Raw genomic sequence first — 19,281 nt, 5'->3', positions numbered from 1 at the left:
CAACTCCCCTGGGATGGGAAGACAAGGCAATCCTTCAGGCCGCCAGCGAATAGCCCAGGTCGCGCAGCGGCAGCCGGCGCACACGCTCGCCGGTAGCGGCGAAGATCGCGTTGCCGAGCGCCGGCGCCAGCGCCGGGAAAGCGGGCTCGCCCATGCCGGTCGGCGGATTGTCCGACTGGATGAAATAGGCATCGATCGTCATCGGTGCGAACGGCATGCGCAGGATCGGATAGGCGTTGTAGTTCTGTTCCCGGATACGGCCATTCTCGATGTTGATCTTGAGCCCCATCGCGGTCGAGAGGGCGTCGGTGGACGCGCCTTGCGCCTGGGCTTCGGAGCCCGCCATGTCGATGATCGGGCCGACGTCGAGCACAACCACGATACGGTTTATCCTGATCCGCTTGTCGGTGTCGACGCCAAGCTCGACGGCCTGCGCGACATGGCCGGCATGCGAATAGCACCAGGCAAGTCCGAGCCCGCTGCGCTTGGCGAACGTCTTTCCCCAGCCAGCTTTCTGCGCGCACATCCTGATGACGTCGGTCGCCCGCCTGGGGCTGAAATTGACGCTCTGGTCCTTGGGCGCCAGTTCGGGCACGTCGCGGTTGACCGCGTCGAGCAGGAACTCGACATGGTCGCGCCCCGAGGCAAGCGACAATTCGTGCATGAAGCTCTGCGCGGCGAAGACCTGCGCATTGTCGCCCGGCGCGCGCCAGGCGCCGGTCGGGATTTTTAGGGGAAACATCGTCTTTGCGCGGCGCAGGTTGGGCGCCTTGATGGAATATCTGAGATTGTCGGTCAGGTTGGCGCCCGAGGCCTCTTTCTTGCCGTCGGCGGTGAAGGTGATGAAGTGCTCGCGCCAGGCGTCGAGCCTGCCGCCGTTGTCGATCGCGCCCTTGAACTGGTGGTAGCCGGCGGGCCGGTAGAAGTCGTGGGCGAAATCGTCCTCGCGGGTCCATTGCAGCTTGACCGGCGCGTTGACCTTCAGCGCGATCGTCGCCGCCTCGCAGGCATAGTCGTTGACCAGCCGCCGCCCGAAACCGCCGCCGACGCGGGTCTGGTGCATGACGACCTTTTCAGGCGGAATGCCGGCAACCTTGCCGATCAGCGGCAGGCCACGATCCGGCTGCTGGGTCGGCACCCACAGCTCCATGATGCCGTCATGCCAGTGCGCCGTGGTGTTCATCGGCTCCAGCGGCACATGGGCAGCGAAGGGATATTCGTAATAGGCCTCGACGGTCTTGGCGGCATTGGCGAAGGACTTGTCCACGTCGCCGACATTGTCGTCGGTCTTCTGCGGGAAATTGTTAGCGAGCTTTTGCGCATCGGCCGAGAAGCGCGAGGAGGAGTCGTTCGACGCTTCGCTGAGGTCCCAGTCGACCTCGAGCTTGTCCTTGGCCTGGAAGGCGCTCCAGGTGTCCCTGGCGACGATGGCGACGCCCGGCATCACCTCGACCGCCAGGCCCGTGCCCTCGACTGCGAAGGCGTCGAGCACGCCGGGTTGACGCTTGATCTCGTCGACGTTGAAGGATTTCACCTTGCCGCCTGCCGCCGGGCATTTGGCATAGGTGGCATAGACCATCCCGGGACGCTGGACATCGATGCCGAACAGCGGCTTGCCGGTGACCACCTTGGGGTCATCGACGCCGCGAAAGCGCTTGCCTATCAGCCGGTACTCGGCGCGGGTCTTCAGCTTCAGGCCCTTCGGATCGGGCACCGGCATTTTCGCCGCCGCTGCCGCCAACGAGCCATAGGTTGCGGACCGGCCGCTGGCGGCGTGCGTCAGCATCGAGGCCTGCGCCGTGATCTGCGAGGCATCCACGCTCCATGCCTGAGCCGCGGCGGCGACCAGCATCGCCTTGGCACCCGCGCCGGCCTGGCGCAACTGGTTCCACGCGCGCGGGATCGAGGTCGAACCGCCCGCGCCCTGGCCGCCATAAACCTTGGGATTGATGTCCGCCTGCTCCATGACGACATGGTTCCAGTCGGCGTCGAGTTCGTCGGCGATGATCACGCCGAACGAGGTCTTGATGCCCTGGCCGATTTCCGGACATTTCGAATAGATGGTGACCGTGTTGTCCGGCGCGATGCGGATGAAAGCATTCATCGCCTGGTCGTTGGCGGCCGCTGCGTCGCCGTCGACCGCTCCGGCCGCGAATGCCGCGTCGCCGATATGGAAGCCCAGCACCAGTCCTGCGACACTTGCCCCGGTCAGCTTGAAGAAGGTGCGCCGCCCCATCGTCATTGCCGCCTTGGCGGCGCTGACCGAATGGACCTCGTCGAGCAGGGCAGAGAGATAGGCGTCGGACTGGGCGAAATGCGTTTCAGCCATTGGGAGCCTCTTTCGATTGCTGCGCCGCCTGCTCTTTGAGCACGGCCACGTCCTTGGCCGTCAGATGCGCGCCCTTGGCGCCGAAGCGGGCGGTGACGTAATTGGCGACGGCAGCGATGTCGTCGTCGGAATAGCCCTCGCCGAAGGCCGGCATGAAGATCCTGCCGTCGGCGGTCTTGCGGCTGACGCCGTTGATCACGGTCTGCGCGACATTGGTGGCGCTGGGATCGTTCACCGCGCGCACGCCGGTCAGCGTGGCAAAGCCGGTCACCGGGCTGACGCCGGTCCAGTCGTGGCATGAGGCGCAGGCGCCGGCGAAGATCTTTTCGCCGCGCGCATTGGCGTCGGCCACCACGCCTTCCTTATAGGAGGCCGGTGCTGCCGTGGTGACGGTGCGGGGCAGGTCGCTGGCATGGGCCGGAATGCTGCGCAGATAGGCGACTAACGCATGCGTATCGTCCGGCACCAGATAGCTCAGGCTGTCGTCGGCGGCCTCGCCCATCGGGCCTGCGGCGCCGCCATGACCATTGGCATGGCCGGTGGAGAGATAGGCATAGAGGTCGTCGTCGCTCCAGTCGCCGATGCCGGAATTCTTGTCGCCGGTGATGTTGTAAGCGCGCCAGCCGGCGGTCAGCGCGCCCGAGAACTTGCCGTGATTGTCGAGCCCGTAGGCGAGGTTGCGCGGCGTGTGGCATTCGCCGCAATGGCCCATCGCCTCGGCGAGATAGGCGCCCCGGTTCCATTGCGGGCTCTGGCCGGTGTTGGGGCGGAAGCGCCGGTCGGGATTGAACGCCACGTTCCAGAGCGCGATCAGGCCACGCTGGTTGAAGGGCCACGACAGCTGGTTCGGCTTCGCCGGCGCGTTCACCGGCGCCAGCGTGAACAGATACGCCTTGATGGCGAGAGCGTCGGCATCCGTCATCAAGGCGTAGGAGGCATAGGGCATGGCAGGGTAAAGTTTTTCGCCGTCGGCGCGAACGCCCCGATGCACCGCCGCCAAAAACTGGGAGTCGCTGTAATTGCCGATGCCGGTTTGCTTGTCCGGCGTGATGTTGGTGGAATAGATGGTGCCGAACGGCATGTTGAAAGCGAAGCCGCCGGCGAAGGGCGCGCCGCCCGGCGTGGTGTGACAGGCCTGGCAGTCGGCGGCATGGGTGAGATACGCGCCGCGCTTTACCAGATCGGCGCTGGCAAGTTCGGCCGGAACGCCGGTGACGGTGGCGTCATGATAATCCGCCAGGGCCACGGTCGAGCCGCCGGCAAACGCAAGCGGGTTGCGGCCAAGGACAAGCCAGCCGGCGAAGCCAAGCCCGGCGACGACAATGATCGCGATGAGGATGCCGACGGCTCGCTTCATGGGTCAGGCCGATTTGGCGGCGGCGTTCTTGATGGCGCCGCGGATGCGGATATAGGTCCCGCAGCGGCACAGATTGCCGGCCATCGCCGCATCGATGTCGGCGTCGTCGGGTTGCGGGTTTGCATCGAGCAGCGCCGTCGCCGACATGATCTGGCCGGCCTGGCAATAGCCGCATTGCGGCACCGCGGCTTCCATCCAGGCCTGCTGAACCTTGGCGCCGTTGGGCGTACTGCCGATCCCCTCGATGGTGACGACGGCGCGGGTGCCGACGTCACCTACGGAGAGCTGGCACGACCGCACCGGCTTGCCGCCGACATGCACCGTGCAGACGCCGCACTGCGCGACACCGCAGCCATATTTGGTGCCGACCAGGTTGAGATGGTCGCGCAGCACCCATAGAAGCGGCATGTCTTCCGGCACATCGACGTCGCGCGATTGTCCGTTGATTGTAAGAGTGAGCACCGCACCCTCCCTGATCGGAATGAAGTCCACGCAACGGCGGAACGTCTTTGCCAAAAGGGTAGGGGACCGGAGCCCGGCAGGTAGGGATCCGCCGGATCACATTTAAGGCATCGCCGGCCCAGCTGGTCCGGGCAAAAGAGTGTCTATCGGGAAGTTAGAGGCGGCGGCTTCGACGGCCGCACGGCTGACGTTGAAACCTGCCGGAGCCGTTCGATGCGCGATCCTGAGCCAGCAAACCGGCCGCTCAGCTGCTCCGCGTCGCGACGAATGTCGCGGCGGCTTTCAGCAATTCCGCCTGCTCGCCATAGGGCTCGAGCAACGCATGCGCTTGGTCGATAAGGCCGTGGAGCTGGCCGCGCGCCCAGTCGGCTCCGTGCAGCGCGGCAAGCGTCGCCTTGCCGGCGGCGGCGTCCTTATTCGTCGCCTTGCCCATCTGCTTTGCGTCGGCGGTCAGGTCGAGCAGGTCGTCGGCGAGCTGGAAGGCAAGGCCGATCGCCGAGCCGAACTCGGCCAGCCTCTCGCGGTCGGCTGGAGGCGCGCCGGCGACGATCGCGCCGGCCTCGCAGGCGAAGCGGATCAGCGCGCCGGTCTTCATCGCCTGCAGCGTGATGATGCCGGCCTCGTCCGGCCGTTCGCGCTCGGCTTCGAGGTCCAGCATTTGGCCGCCGACCATGCCGCCGGCGCCGGCCGCGCGGGCAAGTGCGAGAACGAGGGTGCCGCGACGCTCGGCCGACAGCATGGTCGCTTCGTCGGCGATGATATCGAAGGCCAAAGTCAGCAGCGCGTCGCCGGCGAGGATCGCGGTCGCCTCGTCGAAGGCCTTGTGCACCGTCGGCTGGCCGCGCCGCAGATCGTCGTCGTCCATGGCCGGCAGGTCGTCATGGATCAGCGAATAGCAATGCACGCATTCCAGCGCTGCCGCGACACGGAGTGCGGCCTCGTTCTCGGTCGAAAACAGCGCGGCGCTTTCCAGGACCAGAAAAGGCCGCAGCCGCTTACCGCCGTTGAGCACGCCGTGGCGCATCGCCGCCATCAGGCGCTCAGGCCGCGCGATCTCACTGGTGAGCGGACGCGCGTCGAGGATCCGCCGCAGCTCGGTCTCGACCGCGGCGGCACGCATGAAAAGCGCGGATTCGAAGGCGATCTGGTCGTCTTTGCTCATGGCCGGAGCGGTAGCCGACACTCAGACATTGCGCAAGCAGGCTCGCGCCTTTATGCCGGAGGAGGCGAGGCACGGGTGGGGCGGCTTGACGGAACCGATCGTCGAATATGAAAGCGAAGGGCTGGACATGGCGCGACGTCGGCGCCTGAACCGCGCCGGTCTCAAGCGGCTTGGCCGGCGTTGCCTGGTCGTCGCCATCGTTTTGGCGGCCATCCCGGTCGTGCTCACCTTCCTCTACCTGCCGCCCTTCGTGCATCCGGTCTCGACGCTGATGCTGAAGGACCTCGTGACTTTTTCCGGCTACGACCGGCGCTGGGTGTCGATCGACGACGTGGCGCCGGTGCTGGCGCATTCGGTGATCATGTCGGAGGACGGACAGTTCTGCTTCCACCGCGGGGTTGATCTCGGCGAATTGCGCGGCGTGGTCGACGACGCGCTGGCCGGCGAGGCGACGCGCGGAGCCTCCACCATCACCATGCAGACGGTGAAGAACCTTTTCCTGTGGTCGCGGCCATTGGGCAGCGTGCGCAAGGTCGTCGAGCTGCCGCTGGCCGTCTATTTCGATGCGGTGATGTCGAAGCGGCGGATCATGGAAATCTATCTCAACATCGCCGAATGGGGGCCGGGCATCTACGGCATCGAGGCAGCCGCCCAACACCATTTCGGCGTCTCGGCCAAGCAGTTGTCGCGAAGGCAGGCGGCGCTGCTTGCCGTCAGCCTGCCCAACCCGATCGCGCGCAATCCCGCCAAGCCGGGGCCGGGCCTGCGGCGGCTGGCCTCGCTGATCGAGCGGCGCGCGAGCAGGTCGGGTGCGTATGTGGGCTGCCTGGATTAGAGCGTGATCCCGAAAAGTGGGAACCGGTTTCGGAAAAGATCACGCTCCCAACGAAGACTTGGATCATGACGGCGTTTCAACAAAACGGCGTCGCGATCCAAGCGAAGCGCCGCCGGCTCAAAAAAATTCGCGGCCAGCGCTGGCCAAAACGGCGCAAGGCGTGTATACGCACCCGACTTTCTCAGATTATGGCCTCGATGCGGCCCTTTCGCGAGGGTTGCCGGGGCATTTTGACCATGTAGTGGAGCATATCCATGGCCGTTCCAAAAAGAAAAACCTCTCCGTCGAAGCGCGGCATGCGCCGCTCGGCCGACGCGCTCAAGGCCCCGACCTATGTCGAGGACAAGAATTCCGGTGAAATGCGCCGCCCGCATCATATCGACCTGAAGACCGGCATGTATCGCGGCCGCCAGGTTCTGGAGCCGAAGGAAAGCTGAGAAGCTTCCAAGGTTCATGACGTTTCAAAAGACCGGCCCGTGGCCGGTCTTTTTGTTTTGGCGACCTCATGGCGCGGCGGCCGACCCGAAATCGGCACGACTTGACTTCGCGCCCGCGCGGCCCTGAGCCGTCTCTTGTCTATTTCAAGCGCTAAGGGTCGTTCGCGCGTGAGATGATGGCACGATTTCAGCCGAACAACCGGCTGACATCGTTATTTCATTAGGTCTTAGAGCGTGTTCGCCGCCGCCGGTGAAAACCCTTGACGGCGCGCCTGCGGCGGATTTTACAAAAGGGTGCCCCATTGGAGTCGCCCAGATGTTCGGTGCCATCCCGCTGCTGATCGTGCCCTTCGTCCTCTACAATCTCGGCCTGCTCGGATTGTTCGGCGGCGGCGACGATCCGTGGATGACCGAGATGTTCTCCTTCCGCATGATGTCGGGCGGCGTGTTCTCGATGACGCTCGGCGACCTGATGGTGCTGATCGGGCTGATCTTCCTGTTCATCGAGATCTCGAAATCGGTGCGCACGACCAATGCCTCGATCCTGGACCATCTTTTGTCGACGCTGGTCTTCATCGCCTTCCTGGTCGAATTCCTGCTGGTGAAGGGCGCGGCGCACTCCGTCTTCTTCACGCTGATGATCATCGCCCTGTTCGACGTGCTGGCCGGCTTCTCGGTGTCGATGCGGTCGGCGAGCCGCGATATCAATTTGAACTAGGGATACAGCGCGGAAGCATGACTTCGTGATTGGCGAAACACGTTGATCGGATCGTCATTCTATGGTCTGCGCCGCGTCGCTTCGCTCCTGCTTCGCCCTGGAATGACGAGCCTCTTCGCCGCGTCTCAACCTGCCGCAGCCTCAGCCTTTCGCGCGACGACTGCCTCGTAGGCAGCGCGCAGTTGCTGGCGCACGGTGGGCGTGCCCGGCGGCGTCTTCGAAGGCATGCCCAGATGCTCGTGGCGCAGTTCGTCCATGAATCGCTCCCATAGCGGCGGGCCGCCCTTTTCGAGCAGCTCGGCGCGGATCGACAATTCTTCCGTAACCGGCAGCCAGACGCGTCCCCAGGCGCCGAGCTGCGCCATGATCGGCACCAGCGTGATCGCCATCTCGGTCAGGCTGTAGATCGCCTTCTGTTTGTGACTGGGGTCGTCGGCCTTGGTCAGAAGCCCGAGCTGCATCAGCCGCTTCAGCCGGTCGGCCAGGATGTTGGAGGCGATGCCTTCGATCGAGCCGTTGAGCAACTCGCGGAAATGGCGTTTTCCGCCGAAGATCATGTCGCGCAGGATGATCAGGCTCCACCGGTCGCCGAACACTTCGAGCGACAGATTGATCGGGCAGCCGGACCGACGGTCGATGCTCATGGCAGTCTCCAGAAAAACCAGTTGCATTATGATATCGGTTTAATTATCCTGCAACCGATTGCAAAATGCAATCAGATTGGAGGAGCAGATGACCACCGCAGCGCAGCGCCCCGACATCGTTTCGGAGACCTTTGGCAGTTCGAAAGATCCGACGATCCTTTTGATCATGGGCGCCATGGCCTCGATGTCGTGGTGGCCCGAAGCCTTCTGCCGGCAACTTGCCGGGCGCGGCCGCTTCGTCATCCGCTACGACAACCGCGATACCGGCCTGTCGACCAAATATCCGCCGGGCGCGCCGCCTTATGCGTTCGAGGACATGGTGGACGATGCCATGCGCGTGCTCGATGACCATGGCATTGCCAGGGCGCATGTCGCCGGCATGTCGATGGGCGGCATGCTTGCGCAGAGCGTCGCGCTGAAATATCCCGAACGCGTCGGCGCGCTCACTGTGATCTCTTCTTCGCCGCTCGGCGTCGACACATCCGGCCTGCCCGGGACGAGCGAAGCCTATAAGGAACATTCGGCCCAAGGCGCCGATATCGACTGGTCGAACAGGGATCAGGTGCTCGACTTCATGGTCAAGGACGCCCGCGCGATTGCCAGCACGCGCCATCCGTTCGACGAGGAACGGACGCGCGCGATGATCGAGGCGGACTACGATCGCTCCGGCGGTCTCGCCAGCGCGACCAACCATTTCCTGCTCAAGGGCGGCGGCCCGCAGCGGACGGTGCGGGATCTTCGCGCGCCGCTGCTCGTCATCCACGGCAGCGCCGACCCGCTCTTCCCGATCGAGCATGGCGAAGCGCTGGCCAAGGCCGTTCCCGGCGCAAGACTGGTCAAGGTCGAAGGCGGCGGCCATGAACTGCACCGCAACGACTGGCCTCAAATCGTCGAAGCTATCGCCGCTCACGGGCAGCGCTGACGAGAAGCCGCCTTGACTCAAGCCGCCTGGGACAATAGTGAAGTGATCACTTCAGTATTGTCCAACGGCCGAACGCGAAAGAGAGCCGGAATGTCCCTGACGCTGCATTTCCACCCGCTGGCCTCGTTCTGCTGGAAGCCGCTGATCGCGTTCTACGAGAACGGCACGCCTTTCGAACCGGTGATTGTCGACCTCGGCGACGAGGCCTCCCGCGCCGCCTTCCTGAAGGTGTCGCCGACCGGCAAGATGCCGGCGCTGCGTGACGATGCGCGGGGCCGCACGGTGCTGGAATCGACCATCGTCATCGAATATCTCGCCGCGCATTATCCGGGGCCGGTCGAGCTCGTTCCCGCCACTATCGATCTCGCCCTGCAGGTCCGCCAGGCCGACCGCTTCTACGATTTCTACGTGCAGCATCCGATGCAGAAAATCGTCGGCGACAGGCTGCGGCCAAAGGACAAGACCGATCCGTTCGGCGTCGAGGAGTGCCGGGCGCAGCTGCGCAATTCCTACGCCATCGTCGAAGAGGACATGCAGGGCAAGACCTGGGCGGTGGGCGAGACCTTCACGATGGCCGACTGCGCCGCGTCGCCGGCGCTGTTCTATGCCAACAAGGTCGAGCCGTTCGGCGACAAGTTTCCGGCGGTGAAGCGCTACCACGACCGGCTGCTCGCGCGTCCGTCCTTCGCCCGCGTCATCGAGGAAGCGCAGCCCTATTTCAAGTTCTTCCCCTACAACAACGGCTAGAGCCGGATGATTTCAGGTCGAATCGACCTGAAATCTGAATCCGTCTCTAAATCAAAGAGATAGAGCATGATGTCGTCCGAAAACCGCTTCACACTTTTCGGCATCATGCTCTAGAGCGCGATGCTGCACGATACCGCCCAGCTCGATCTGATGTTCCAGGCGCTCGCCGATCCGGCGCGGCGGCAGATGGTGGATCGGCTGTCGCGCGGGCCGGCGTCGGTCAGCCAGCTGGCGGAACCGCTGGCGATGTCATTGTCGGCCGTCGTCCAGCATCTCAACGTGCTCGAGGCGAGCGGCCTGGTGAGGACCGAAAAGCTTGGCCGGGTCCGCACCTGCCGGATCGAACCGCAGGCGCTTCGGGCCGCCGAGCGCTGGATCAACGAGCGGCGGCTCGCCTGGGAGCGCCGGCTCGACCGCCTCGGCGATTTCCTCGCCGAAACCAAGGATGAAACCTGAAGGGTCCCGTCATGAGCGAACGATCCGTCGTCCATTCCACCTTCGTCATCGAACGCGTCTACCCGGCGGCGCCCGAGAAGGTCTATTTCGCGCTGAGCGATCCGGCCGCCAAGAAGCGCTGGTTCGTCGATCCCGACAACCCCATGCCCAGCCGGCATGAGATGGATTTTCGCGTTGGCGGCAAGGAGGTGAATGCCGGCTGTCCCAGCGATGGGCAGATGCATTTCTACAACGCGGTCTATCAGGATATCGTGCCCAACCGGCGCATCGTCTACAGCTATGAGCTCTTGTTCGGCGAAACCCGGGTCTCGGTTTCGCTCGCGACGATCGAGCTTGTCCCCGAAGGCAAGGGTACGCGGCTTATCCTGACGGAGCAGGGCGCCTTCTTCGACGGCATCGATACGCCGGCCACCCGCGAGCACGGCACCCGCGAACTGCTCGACGCACTCGGCGCAGCCCTGGCGGCGAACTGAGTCCCTGTGTCTAGAGCACGATCACCTTGTCGCGCGCCTGCGGCTCGACGCCCCTCGAATCACTCTCCCGGCGCCGTTTCCCAGAACTGGTCGAGCCAGATGTTGAGCCTGAGGAAGCCGGCGCTGCTGACGGCATAGACGCGCCTCGTGCCTTCGGCCTTGGCATTGACCAGGCCGGCGTCGAGCAGGACCTTCAGATGTTGGGAGACCGCAGGGCGTGAGACGGGCAACCCGGCCGCCAATTCGTTCACCGTCTTCGGGCCGCGCCGGAGTTCTTCCAAAAGATAGCGCCGGTTGGGATCGGCTATCGCCACGAAGGCGTCAGAAAACATCATGCCTTTATTTGTGAGGCAAAGTCTTGCGAATCTCAACTATTGGTTTCAACCTTTCTGCGCGGATCGAGCCGCGTGGCCTCGGGCGTGACCGCGCGGTCCGCGGGCTGCGTCTTGAAGGCATCGCGGTTTTCGATCGGCACCGGCGCGCGGGCGCGGATGCGCAGCAGCGTGTAGCCGGCAAGGCTGAGATGCGCGAGCGCCGTTGCCAGGAAAAGCCCCTCCGGACGCACCGAACCCATCAAGGCCGCGGCCAAAAGCGGGCCGATCATCGTGCCGAAGCCGTAGAGCAGGAGCAGGCCGCCGGAAACCTTGACGAAGTCCTCGGAGCGGGCGTGGTCGTTGGCATGCGCGACAGCGATCGAATAGAGCGTATAGGCGAACGCGCCATAGGCTGCGGTCATCACGATGATGAAGACGCCCGAACGCGGCGCGATCAGGAAGATCAGCACCGCGACCAGGGCCGCGCCGAAGGCCGCGCCGGCCAGCACGAAGCGGCGGTCGGTCGTATCCGACAGGCGCCCGGCCGGTAGCTGCATGGCGGCACCGGAAATGACCACCAGGCTCATCATCAGCGCGATCTCGGCGGTCGATATGCCGACACGCGCGCCATAGACGGCACCCAGCGTGCCCCAGGCGCCGTTGGCGATGCCGATCAGGAGGCAGGCCACCGCCGACACCGGCGAATTGGCGTAGAGGCCTTTGACGTCGAGCTTGACGTCCTGCAGGGGCTTGGGATGCGACTGCGTCGACACGGCCGTCGGAATGAGCGACAGGCAAAACAGGATGCCGGTGATCATGAACAGCGAGGCCGACCGCACATCGCCGCCGGCGACGATCATCTGGCCACCCATGATCGAAGCATAGGTGACCATCATGTAGAGGCCAAAGACGGTGCCGCGGTTCTCGTTGGTGGCCTTCTCGTTCAGCCAGCTCTCGATCACCATGAAGGCGCCGGCCATGGTGAAGCCGGTGAAGGCACGCAAAAGGATCCAGACATATTCGTCGATGATGAGGCCGGTGAGCAGCGCGATGATCGCGCCCGACGCGGCGAAGGCGCCGAAAGCCCTGACATGGCCGGCGCGGCGCACGAGACGCGGCGCGAAGAAGCAGCCGGCGACGAAGCCGCCCGCCCAGGCCGTGCCCATCAGGCCGAGCGATGCGGTCGAAAAACCCTCCACCTGGCCGCGCAGCGGCAAGAGCAGGCCGTGCAGGCCGGACGCGGCGAGCAGGAACGCCGTGCCGCGCAGCAGCGAGAGGATCGGTCTGTAGGTTGCAAACATCGCTTGATCCGGGTTCGAGACGCAGGGTCTGAAGACAGATGTATTCGGGCTTTTCGGCGGCGAGCGAGCACGCCGAACAATTTATCCGCGGCGGAACAGCGACTCGGCGGCGGATTTGGTGGCGCCCTTGGCGGTGCGCTCGGCTTCCAGCCTGGCGATCTCGTCGCGCAGCAATGCGATGCGCTCGGACAATTCGTCCACGGACAGCAGCGACAGGTCCTGGCCGATCTCGTGCGGGCGCGGCTTCTTCCTGGGTTCGTCGTCGAAGATCGCCATCCGTCGCTCCTCCCTTACTTGGCCATTTGCCTGATTTGACAATCAGCATACATAGAGCAATTCCAGGAAAAGTGCGTAGCGGTTTTCCGTCCGGAATTGCGCAAGAACAAAGAGTTGGAGCGGTTCGGCGTTATCCGACGTCAAAACGTTCCAAGCAGGGGCGCCGATGCAAACGGCCGACGACAGATCGACATAAGGAGACGGCAAGCCATGGCAAACGGGCAGAAGATTCCGGCAAATATGACGGCCATCGCGATCTCGCAACCGGGCGGGCCAAAGGTGCTCAAGCCGGAAACGCGCGACGTGCCGGTGCCCGGCCCCGGCGAGGTGCTGATCCGTGTGCACGCCGCCGGGGTCAACCGGCCGGACGTGCAACAGCGCAAGGGCGCCTATCCACCGCCGCCCGGCGCCTCGGACCTGCCCGGTCTCGAGGTGGCCGGCGAAATCGCGGCACTCGGCGACGAGATATCGCGCTGGCGCATCGGCGACCGGGTCTGCGCGCTGACGCCAGGCGGCGGCTATGCCGAATATGTCAAGGTCCATGCCGGCAGCGTGCTGCCGATCCCGGCCGGCTTCACCTATTCGGAAGCCGCCGCCGTGCCGGAGAACTATTTCACCGTCTGGCACAATGTGTTCGAGCGCGGCGGCCTGAAGAAGGGCGAGACGCTGCTCGTCCATGGCGGCTCGTCCGGCATCGGCACCACCGCCATCCAGCTCGCCTCGGCATTCGGCGCCACTGTGATCACCACCGCCGGCAGCAAGGAGAAATGCGACGCCTGCCTCAAGCTCGGCGCCGCCCGGGCCATCAACTACCGCGAGGAGGATTTCGTCGCCGCGGTGAAGGACGCGACCGACAGGAAGGGCGCCGACGTCATTCTCGACATGGTCGGCGGCGACTATGTCGCGCGTAACTACGAGGCGGCGGCCGTCGAGGGGCGCATCGTCCAGATCGCGGTGCAGGCCGGCGCCGTCGCAAGCACCAATTTCGCAACGCTTATGGTCAAGCGCCTGACCCATACCGGCTCGACACTTCGCCCGCGCACCGTCGAATTCAAGGCGGCGCTTGCCGCCGCGCTGGAGGCCCAGGTGTGGCCGCTGCTCGGCACGCGCAAGGTTGCGCCCGTGATGGACACGATCTTTCCGCTGACCGAAGCCTGGCGGGCGCATGAACGGATGGAAGAGGGCGAGCATATTGGCAAGATCGTCCTCGACGTCGGCTAGGATGGGCCGATATTCAGGTGAGGCCGGCCTGCGAATAATGGCTTTCTGTGCTTCCGGTGCTCACATACTAAAGTACGCTCCGCTCCGGTTCTCGGAAGCCATTGTTCTCGGCTCGGCCTGACCTGAATCTCGACCTATCCTGGCTCCGCGCCCTCCCTTAGCGACAAGCTGAACGAAGCCTTAATGCTGCAATGCACAAAACGCATTGCGGCCATGCAAAAGCGTCCGTTCAATTTGTGGGCAGGAGTGCCTATTTACGCGTCATCAAACGATTTGACCAAACGACTGGAGAACCAAAATGAACCCGATCAGTGCTTTCCGTAAGTGGCGCATGTACAACGAGACCGTGCGTGAATTGAACAAGCTCAATGCCCGCCAGCTGAGCGACCTCGGCATCAACCGTGCCGACATCGAGCGTATCGCCCGTCAGGCGGTGTAATCAGACGCAGCCCGACCGCAAGGCCGGGCTGCGGCATGCAAGCCAGAGCCGTCGAGACGCTTGCTTTGTTTCCGGTTCCAAGCCCGCTGGACCTCGTCCAGCGGGTTTTGTCTTTCTAGGGCTGTGAATCGGCCCCTTCCCAAAAACATTGCGAAAATTGGAGGGAGCGTTTATACAGGCCGCGAATTTCCCATTTTGGTGGCTCTAAAACCACCGCCCGCGCGGGAACGCGGGCGAACGAGAAGGATTTTTGATATGGCCAATTCGCTGCTGATGCCCAAGGCGACCGCCGTCTGGCTGGTCGACAACACCGCGCTCTCCTTCGAGCAGATCGCGCAGTTCTGCGGATTGCATCCGCTCGAGGTCAAGGCGATCGCCGACGGCGAGTCGGCGCAGGGCATCAAGGGCATGGACCCGATCATCACCGGCCAGCTGACGCGCGACGAGATCGCGCGCGGCGAGAAGGACGTCAACTACCGGCTGAAGCTGTCGGAGCCGAAGGTGCGAGTGCCTGAATCGAAACGCAAGGGCCCGCGCTACACGCCGCTGTCGAAACGCCAGGACCGGCCGAACGCCATCCTGTGGCTGGTGCGCAACCACCCGGAACTCAAGGACGCGCAGATCTCGCGTCTTGTCGGCACCACCAAGTCGACGATCGAGCAGATCCGCGAGCGCAAGCACTGGAATTCGGCCAACCTGCAGCCGATGGATCCGGTGACGCTCGGCCTTACCTCGCAGATCGACCTCGACCTCGAAGTCAATCGCGCCTCGCGCGGCCGCGAGCCGGCGCAGCCCGTCGGCGACACGCTGCTGCCCGCGGCGCTCACCGAACGGCTGGTGCCCGCGCCCGAGAAGCCGAAGGACGAAGACCAGGAGCTGGACGCCAACGCCGTCTTCGCCAAGCTTTCGGCGCTCAAGTCGAAGAACGAGGATGCGGACGACGAGTAGTCGTCGCGGTGCGGTTGCTGCACGCTTTTTGAGCGGCGGTATCCACGAACCCAACAAAAAAGCCCGCTTCGAGCGGGCTTTTCTGTTGGACAATGGCTTGGGAGGAAGTCACGTCCGCGCGGCGCGGTCGGGCGCCATGCCGTAATCCTCTGAGCGCTCGACGGCGCGGTAGAAATCGGCGAGCTGCTTGCCGCGCTCCGGCTTGAAGATACGGCCGGCGATGACGACCGAGGCGATGCGGTCGATGCGGAAAGCGCGGAAATCGTCGCGCATCTCGCACCATGCGACCAGGGTCCAGACCTTGCCCCAGAACCACAGGCCGAGCGGCCTGATGTCGCGCGCGGTGCCGCGGCCGGCCTCGTCGGAATAGTCGATGGTCAGCACCTGGCGTTTCTCGACGGCGCGCTCGATCAAGTCGATGGCCTCGCGCGCGGCGTCGCTCACCACCCACATCGGCGTGTGGATCTCGGTGCGGGCGATGCGATCCTTCTCGGCATCGGGCAGCACCGCGCCGATCTTGACCAGCGCCTCGTCGGCGGCCCTCGCCATTGCCGCGCCGCCAAAGGCGCGCACCATGCGGGCGCCGGCCACCAGCGCCACGATCTCGTCACGCGTGAACATCAGCGGCGGAAGGTCGAAACCCTCCCTCATCATGTAGCCGACGCCCGCTTCGCCGTCGATCGGCACGCCGGTCGACTGCAGGTCGGCTATGTCGCGATAAATGGTACGCTCGGAAACCTCGAGCCACGTGCCGAGCTTCTGCGCGGTGACCAGCCGGCCACCCCGCAAATGCTGCACGATCTGGAAAAGCCTGTCGGCGCGGCGCATCGATTTCTCCCCCGGGGTTTATGGCTTGAGCCCTTCGCGCTTGCGTTGCGCGGCAACGAATTTCGCTCCGAAGGACAATCTGCCCGTGGTCGGCGTCCCAGCATCCAGCACACGCCAGAAGGGCGCGACGTCGCCCAGCGCCATGCCGCGCTCGAGGTCCTCGTGAGCGGCTTCGGCAACGGTGCGCAGATGATAGCCGATCGTCACCGGGCATGTCACTTCGGCGCCGTGCTCGATCGCCAGAGCGGTACGCAACGCACGAACATCCATTTCGACCCCTTCAGGAATCGAGCGTATGAAGTCGTCGACCTGGCGCGCGGTCGGCACCAGCATCGACTGGCCCTCGACGACATCGCCGACCGTGCGCGGCGACGGCTTGATGCCGTTGATGCCTGGCGTGTTCAGCCTGTCGTTCCAGCTTTTCACCATACGCGGATTGGTCCGGATCGTCGGTTCGTGTTCGTTGCTGTCAGGATCGAAGCTGCTCCAACTACCGCATGCCTCCTGACAACATCCTGTCAGGAGGCTGCGGCGAAGCTACCGGCAAACAAAGGCTTCTTCCCTGAACGCAACATCACTGGCTGCCATTACATCTGGGCGCGGTGCCGCCACAATCCAAGTCGCGGCGGCAAAATTTCAGTTTTCGCGCACGCGGCCCGTGTAAAGGTCCGGCCAACCAATGTCCTTGCGGATGTCCGCCGGCAAGGTGTTCAGGAAACGCTGGGTACGGATCTCGTTGCGCACGGTGCGGATCCTGCCGACATAGTGCTGCACGCTGCGCAGAATGGTAAAACCGTTCATGACCTCACTCCTCTCTTTTCGATGAGGAGAGTATCTCACACCCCTCCTGACAGCAGTCTGTCAGGAGGTTGACAGGGTGCCGAAGAAGGCGGTGCGGTGCCCCTCGCAGAGTTCAAATGAAGCCGGTTCTGTCAGGAATGGTCGGCACGAAGCGTGCCTTAAGAACGGCTTTGACAGGCATCGGCATTGCTGGTCAAAGGCGGCATGACGAAACTGCTCGCCCTTGTCATCATCGGCATCATGCTGATCCAGGTCATCAAGCCGCTGGGATGGCCCGGGCTGAAGCGGCGTGGCGATTTCTGGAAGCTGGCGCTGCTGGCCATGGCCGCGATCTCGCTTGCGGCGGTGCTTGGGCACTGGGCGTAGGTCTGTCCATATTCAGGCGAGGACGGCCTGCGAGTGGCGTGTCCTGACCTGAAGCTCAACTTACCTTGCTCGCTTCACCACCCAGCACGAAATCCAGCAGATGCTCCGCCCAGGCGCGATAGCCTGCTTCGGAAGCGTGGAATCCGTCGGAGGCGAAGCCGACCTCGGCATCGGTGATCGGCAGGCGCGCGGCGGCAATGGCGCCGCGCTCGTTGCAGAGCCGCACGCCCATGCGGTTCATTTCCGTGGCGCGGATCTCGAGAATCCTGCCGAGCAATGGCGGCATTGCCGGCGAGCGGGTGAATTCCAGCACCGGCGACCACACGACACGCGCTTCCGGCCATTTGGCGCGCAGCGCGTAGAGCAGGCCGCCGAACTCCTTCTTGAAGCGCGGCACGGAGTGGAAGTTCTTGGTGTCGTTGGTGCCGATGGCGAGCACGATATGGGTCCAATGATCGGCCGACAGGTTGGGCAGGACATAATCGCGGATCTGGCCGGATGTCGCCGAATTGAAGCCGGCGGCGCGCCAGCGCACGGCGCTGCCGGCGCGTTCGGCGATCAGGCCGGCAAGCTGTGCGGCAAGCCCGTATTCGGATTGCTCGATCCCGACCGACGCTGCCGAGGAGTCGCCCAGGACCAGCAAGGCGATGGGCGGCGCCTTGCCTGGTATCTCGTGCAGGACCGGGCCTCGCGCGGGCAGCATGCGCGTGGTGCGCCGGCGCACGCCGAGGCCCTGCCAGACATAGACCGGGAAAGCGAGCCAGGTGAGAAGGGCAAGCAGGCGCTGCATGGCGGTTCCGTTGGCGTGACCCGCAAGCCATTAGCGCATGTTTGGGCTGACGTGAACGATGCCGTTCACGCGCAGCAGTCCGGCCGGTCCTTGTCCTGGTATTCGTCGTGCAGGCGCACCCAGTCCATCAGGTTGTGATACGGACCGGCCTCGTCGCGGCCCTTGGGCGTCATGTCGAGATAATGATAGGCCCCGATCAGCGCGTCGCCGCCGCGGGCCCGCGACAGGAAGGTGAGGAAGATGTCGCCATTGCCGTCGCGATAAAAGACGCTGGTGCCCGGCAGGTCTTTCGACCGCAACGGACGCTTCTCGAAATTGTAGGTGGTTTCGCCTGCGGCGATCTGCTTGTCGGTGAAGGAGACCTGCAGGTCGAAGTTGAAATCGGACGCGTAGGACGACACCCAGTCGAACTTCCAGCCCATGCGCCGCTTGTAAGGCAGGATTTCCGCGAGCGGCGCGCGCGAGACGACGACCAGGGAGACGTCATGATGCTTTAGATGCTGGTTGGCGCCGTCGATATGGTCGGCGAGGAACGAGCAGCCCTGGCAACGGTGATCGCAACCCGGCGTCATCATGAAATGGTAGACGATCAGCTGGCTGTTGCCGGCGAACAGGTCGCCTAGGCGCCTCGGTCCCGCTTCGCTTTCGAAGACATAATCCTTGCGCAGCTTGAACCACGGCAACTGTCGCCGTTCGGCAGCGATAAGGTCGCGGAACCGTGTCAGTTCCTTCTCGCGTTCCAGATGCTTGCGATGCGCCTCGAACCAGTCCTCGCGCGAAACCACGGCATTGCGATGCATGACCATCTCCTGTCCTCTCCTGCCAAGGACGTTCGACATGGGCGCGATCCGACATCGCCGCCGCCGTTTCGCTGCATCAGGTAGGAACGGTGCCCGTAAAAAGCAAAAGCCCGGGCTATACCCGGGCCCTTGCTGTTTATTGGAAGGGATGGCGTCACGCGGCCTTTTCCAGCGCCGGCTGCCATTTCCCGAGCGCCGCCAGATGGTTCATGTGCGCGCGGTGGGTGAAGGCGGCCTGGCCGGCGGCAACGTTCGAGGCCTTGCCGCTCCACGCCTTCTGCGGCGCGGCCTGGAGCGCGCGGCCATAGGAGAAGGTCAGCTTCCACGGATGCGGCCCGATGGCGTTGATGGCGTTGAGGTTGGCGGTCGCCTCCTCGTCCTCCTGGCCGCCGGAGAGGAAGGCGATGCCCGGCACCGCCGCCGGCACCACTTCGCGGAATAGCTTGATCGTCTTCTCGGCGATTTCCTCCGGGCTGTCGGTCTTGCCCGATTTCTTGCCCGAGATGACCATATTGGGCTTCAGGATCGAGCCTTCCAGCACGACGCGCGCCGCATAGAGTTCGTCATAGAGCTTGACCAGCGTCGCCATCTCGGACGTGCCGGCCGACGGCATGATCCTCGATGTCGGCGCAAAGACCGTACAAAGCGTCAACGA

25 protein-coding genes are annotated in these 19,281 nt (G+C 64.2%); 11 read left to right on the top strand and 14 right to left on the bottom strand.

The genetic code is table 11. The features are described 5' to 3' along the window. Positions 1 to 34 precede the first annotated feature (34 nt). From FJ417_RS30130 to FJ417_RS30115, 4 genes are all read right to left on the bottom strand, one after another. Positions 35 to 2,329 carry a molybdopterin cofactor-binding domain-containing protein gene (locus FJ417_RS30130; protein WP_140785950.1) on the bottom strand — a complete coding sequence of 765 codons (2,295 nt, stop codon included), beginning with the start codon at positions 2,327 to 2,329 and terminating at the stop codon, positions 35 to 37. Beyond that, on the bottom strand, positions 2,322 to 3,686 hold the full coding sequence (locus tag FJ417_RS30125) for a cytochrome c (RefSeq protein WP_140785949.1): 1,365 nt from the start codon (positions 3,684 to 3,686) through the stop codon (positions 2,322 to 2,324). The genes FJ417_RS30130 and FJ417_RS30125 overlap by 8 nt, the downstream gene beginning before the upstream one ends. 3 nt (positions 3,687 to 3,689) lie before the next feature. Next, positions 3,690 to 4,148, bottom strand: a complete 459-nt coding sequence (locus FJ417_RS30120) for a (2Fe-2S)-binding protein (protein WP_140645790.1) — start codon at positions 4,146 to 4,148, stop codon at positions 3,690 to 3,692. 244 nt (positions 4,149 to 4,392) lie between these two features. Continuing rightward, positions 4,393 to 5,268, bottom strand: coding sequence for a polyprenyl synthetase family protein (locus FJ417_RS30115; RefSeq protein WP_246677409.1), 876 nt, complete (start codon positions 5,266 to 5,268; stop codon positions 4,393 to 4,395). Between the two features lie 169 nt (positions 5,269 to 5,437). Between FJ417_RS30115 and FJ417_RS30110 the strand changes: the two genes are divergently transcribed. The 3 genes from FJ417_RS30110 (at position 5,438) to FJ417_RS30100 (ending at position 7,300) form a co-directional block, all read left to right on the top strand. Continuing rightward, the gene (locus tag FJ417_RS30110) at positions 5,438 to 6,145 is read left to right on the top strand and encodes a transglycosylase domain-containing protein (RefSeq protein WP_181175322.1); all 708 of its coding nucleotides are present in this window, start codon (positions 5,438 to 5,440) and stop codon (positions 6,143 to 6,145) included. Between the two features lie 254 nt (positions 6,146 to 6,399). After that, positions 6,400 to 6,582, top strand: coding sequence for a 50S ribosomal protein L32 (gene rpmF / locus FJ417_RS30105; protein ID WP_006203806.1), 183 nt, complete (start codon positions 6,400 to 6,402; stop codon positions 6,580 to 6,582). 316 nt (positions 6,583 to 6,898) lie between these two features. Then, a complete protein-coding gene (locus tag FJ417_RS30100) occupies positions 6,899 to 7,300 on the top strand; it encodes a hypothetical protein (protein WP_042641631.1) in 402 nt (133 codons plus the stop codon). Positions 7,301 to 7,425: 125 nt separating this feature from the next. Here FJ417_RS30100 and FJ417_RS30095 read toward each other — a convergent pair whose 3' ends face one another. Next, entirely contained in the window at positions 7,426 to 7,944 is a 519-nt protein-coding gene (locus FJ417_RS30095; RefSeq protein ID WP_140785948.1) for a helix-turn-helix domain-containing protein, read from the bottom strand. An 88-nt stretch (positions 7,945 to 8,032) separates the two neighbouring features. Here FJ417_RS30095 and FJ417_RS30090 point away from each other — a divergent pair, with 88 nt between their 5' ends. The 4 genes from FJ417_RS30090 (at position 8,033) to FJ417_RS30075 (ending at position 10,542) form a co-directional block, all read left to right on the top strand. Further along, entirely contained in the window at positions 8,033 to 8,866 is an 834-nt protein-coding gene (locus FJ417_RS30090) for an alpha/beta hydrolase (RefSeq protein WP_140785947.1), read from the top strand. Positions 8,867 to 8,956: 90 nt separating this feature from the next. Further along, positions 8,957 to 9,613 carry a glutathione S-transferase family protein gene (locus FJ417_RS30085; RefSeq protein WP_140785946.1) on the top strand — a complete coding sequence of 219 codons (657 nt, stop codon included), beginning with the start codon at positions 8,957 to 8,959 and terminating at the stop codon, positions 9,611 to 9,613. 120 nt (positions 9,614 to 9,733) lie between these two features. After that, positions 9,734 to 10,069, top strand: a complete 336-nt coding sequence (locus FJ417_RS30080; RefSeq protein ID WP_140785945.1) for a metalloregulator ArsR/SmtB family transcription factor — start codon at positions 9,734 to 9,736, stop codon at positions 10,067 to 10,069. An 11-nt stretch (positions 10,070 to 10,080) separates the two neighbouring features. Beyond that, positions 10,081 to 10,542, top strand: coding sequence for an SRPBCC family protein (locus FJ417_RS30075; RefSeq protein ID WP_140785944.1), 462 nt, complete (start codon positions 10,081 to 10,083; stop codon positions 10,540 to 10,542). A gap of 59 nt (positions 10,543 to 10,601) precedes the next feature. Here the strand turns inward: FJ417_RS30075 and FJ417_RS30070 are convergent, their stop codons facing one another. The 3 genes from FJ417_RS30070 to FJ417_RS30060 form a co-directional block, all read right to left on the bottom strand. Beyond that, complete coding sequence (locus FJ417_RS30070) at positions 10,602 to 10,877, bottom strand: metalloregulator ArsR/SmtB family transcription factor (protein WP_040985209.1); 276 nt, start codon at positions 10,875 to 10,877, stop codon at positions 10,602 to 10,604. A gap of 32 nt (positions 10,878 to 10,909) precedes the next feature. Then, positions 10,910 to 12,157 carry an MFS transporter gene (locus FJ417_RS30065; protein ID WP_140645783.1) on the bottom strand — a complete coding sequence of 416 codons (1,248 nt, stop codon included), beginning with the start codon at positions 12,155 to 12,157 and terminating at the stop codon, positions 10,910 to 10,912. Positions 12,158 to 12,238: 81 nt separating this feature from the next. Beyond that, complete coding sequence (locus FJ417_RS30060) at positions 12,239 to 12,433, bottom strand: DUF1192 domain-containing protein (RefSeq protein ID WP_140645782.1); 195 nt, start codon at positions 12,431 to 12,433, stop codon at positions 12,239 to 12,241. A gap of 210 nt (positions 12,434 to 12,643) precedes the next feature. Here FJ417_RS30060 and FJ417_RS30055 point away from each other — a divergent pair, with 210 nt between their 5' ends. The 3 genes from FJ417_RS30055 (at position 12,644) to FJ417_RS30045 (ending at position 15,041) form a co-directional block, all read left to right on the top strand. Beyond that, positions 12,644 to 13,654 (top strand): NAD(P)H-quinone oxidoreductase, encoded by a 1,011-nt coding sequence (locus FJ417_RS30055; RefSeq protein ID WP_140785943.1) that lies wholly within the window; start codon positions 12,644 to 12,646, stop codon positions 13,652 to 13,654. 298 nt (positions 13,655 to 13,952) lie between these two features. Further along, complete coding sequence (locus tag FJ417_RS30050; protein ID WP_095767350.1) at positions 13,953 to 14,093, top strand: DUF1127 domain-containing protein; 141 nt, start codon at positions 13,953 to 13,955, stop codon at positions 14,091 to 14,093. 255 nt (positions 14,094 to 14,348) lie between these two features. After that, positions 14,349 to 15,041, top strand: coding sequence for a DUF1013 domain-containing protein (locus FJ417_RS30045; RefSeq protein ID WP_140645780.1), 693 nt, complete (start codon positions 14,349 to 14,351; stop codon positions 15,039 to 15,041). Between the two features lie 108 nt (positions 15,042 to 15,149). On the opposite strand, the gene FJ417_RS30040 is transcribed toward FJ417_RS30045, so the two are convergent. From FJ417_RS30040 to FJ417_RS30030, 3 genes are all read right to left on the bottom strand, one after another. Further along, positions 15,150 to 15,869 (bottom strand): YafY family protein, encoded by a 720-nt coding sequence (locus FJ417_RS30040; protein ID WP_091578656.1) that lies wholly within the window; start codon positions 15,867 to 15,869, stop codon positions 15,150 to 15,152. A gap of 18 nt (positions 15,870 to 15,887) precedes the next feature. Further along, a complete protein-coding gene (locus FJ417_RS30035) occupies positions 15,888 to 16,298 on the bottom strand; it encodes a hypothetical protein (RefSeq protein WP_181183336.1) in 411 nt (136 codons plus the stop codon). A 207-nt stretch (positions 16,299 to 16,505) separates the two neighbouring features. Then, entirely contained in the window at positions 16,506 to 16,670 is a 165-nt protein-coding gene (locus FJ417_RS30030; RefSeq protein ID WP_116397974.1) for a hypothetical protein, read from the bottom strand. 204 nt (positions 16,671 to 16,874) lie between these two features. On the opposite strand from FJ417_RS30030, the gene FJ417_RS30025 reads away from it, so the two are divergent. Beyond that, positions 16,875 to 17,036, top strand: coding sequence for a hypothetical protein (locus FJ417_RS30025; protein ID WP_116397976.1), 162 nt, complete (start codon positions 16,875 to 16,877; stop codon positions 17,034 to 17,036). Positions 17,037 to 17,091: 55 nt separating this feature from the next. Here the strand turns inward: FJ417_RS30025 and FJ417_RS30020 are convergent, their stop codons facing one another. The 3 genes from FJ417_RS30020 to FJ417_RS30010 all read right to left on the bottom strand — a co-directional run. Continuing rightward, positions 17,092 to 17,826, bottom strand: coding sequence for an SGNH/GDSL hydrolase family protein (locus FJ417_RS30020; protein WP_140785942.1), 735 nt, complete (start codon positions 17,824 to 17,826; stop codon positions 17,092 to 17,094). 65 nt (positions 17,827 to 17,891) lie between these two features. After that, positions 17,892 to 18,626, bottom strand: a complete 735-nt coding sequence (locus FJ417_RS30015; protein WP_140785941.1) for a thioredoxin family protein — start codon at positions 18,624 to 18,626, stop codon at positions 17,892 to 17,894. Positions 18,627 to 18,780: 154 nt separating this feature from the next. Beyond that, positions 18,781 to 19,281 (bottom strand): class I fructose-bisphosphate aldolase (locus FJ417_RS30010; protein WP_246687596.1); only part of this gene is annotated, 501 nt, incomplete at its 5' end.

It is taken from the genome of Mesorhizobium sp. B3-1-7, assembly GCF_006439385.1.
Lineage (GTDB): Bacteria > Pseudomonadota > Alphaproteobacteria > Rhizobiales > Rhizobiaceae > Mesorhizobium.
The sequence above is the reverse complement of the archived record's forward strand: the minus strand, read 5'-3'. Positions and strand labels throughout refer to the sequence as shown.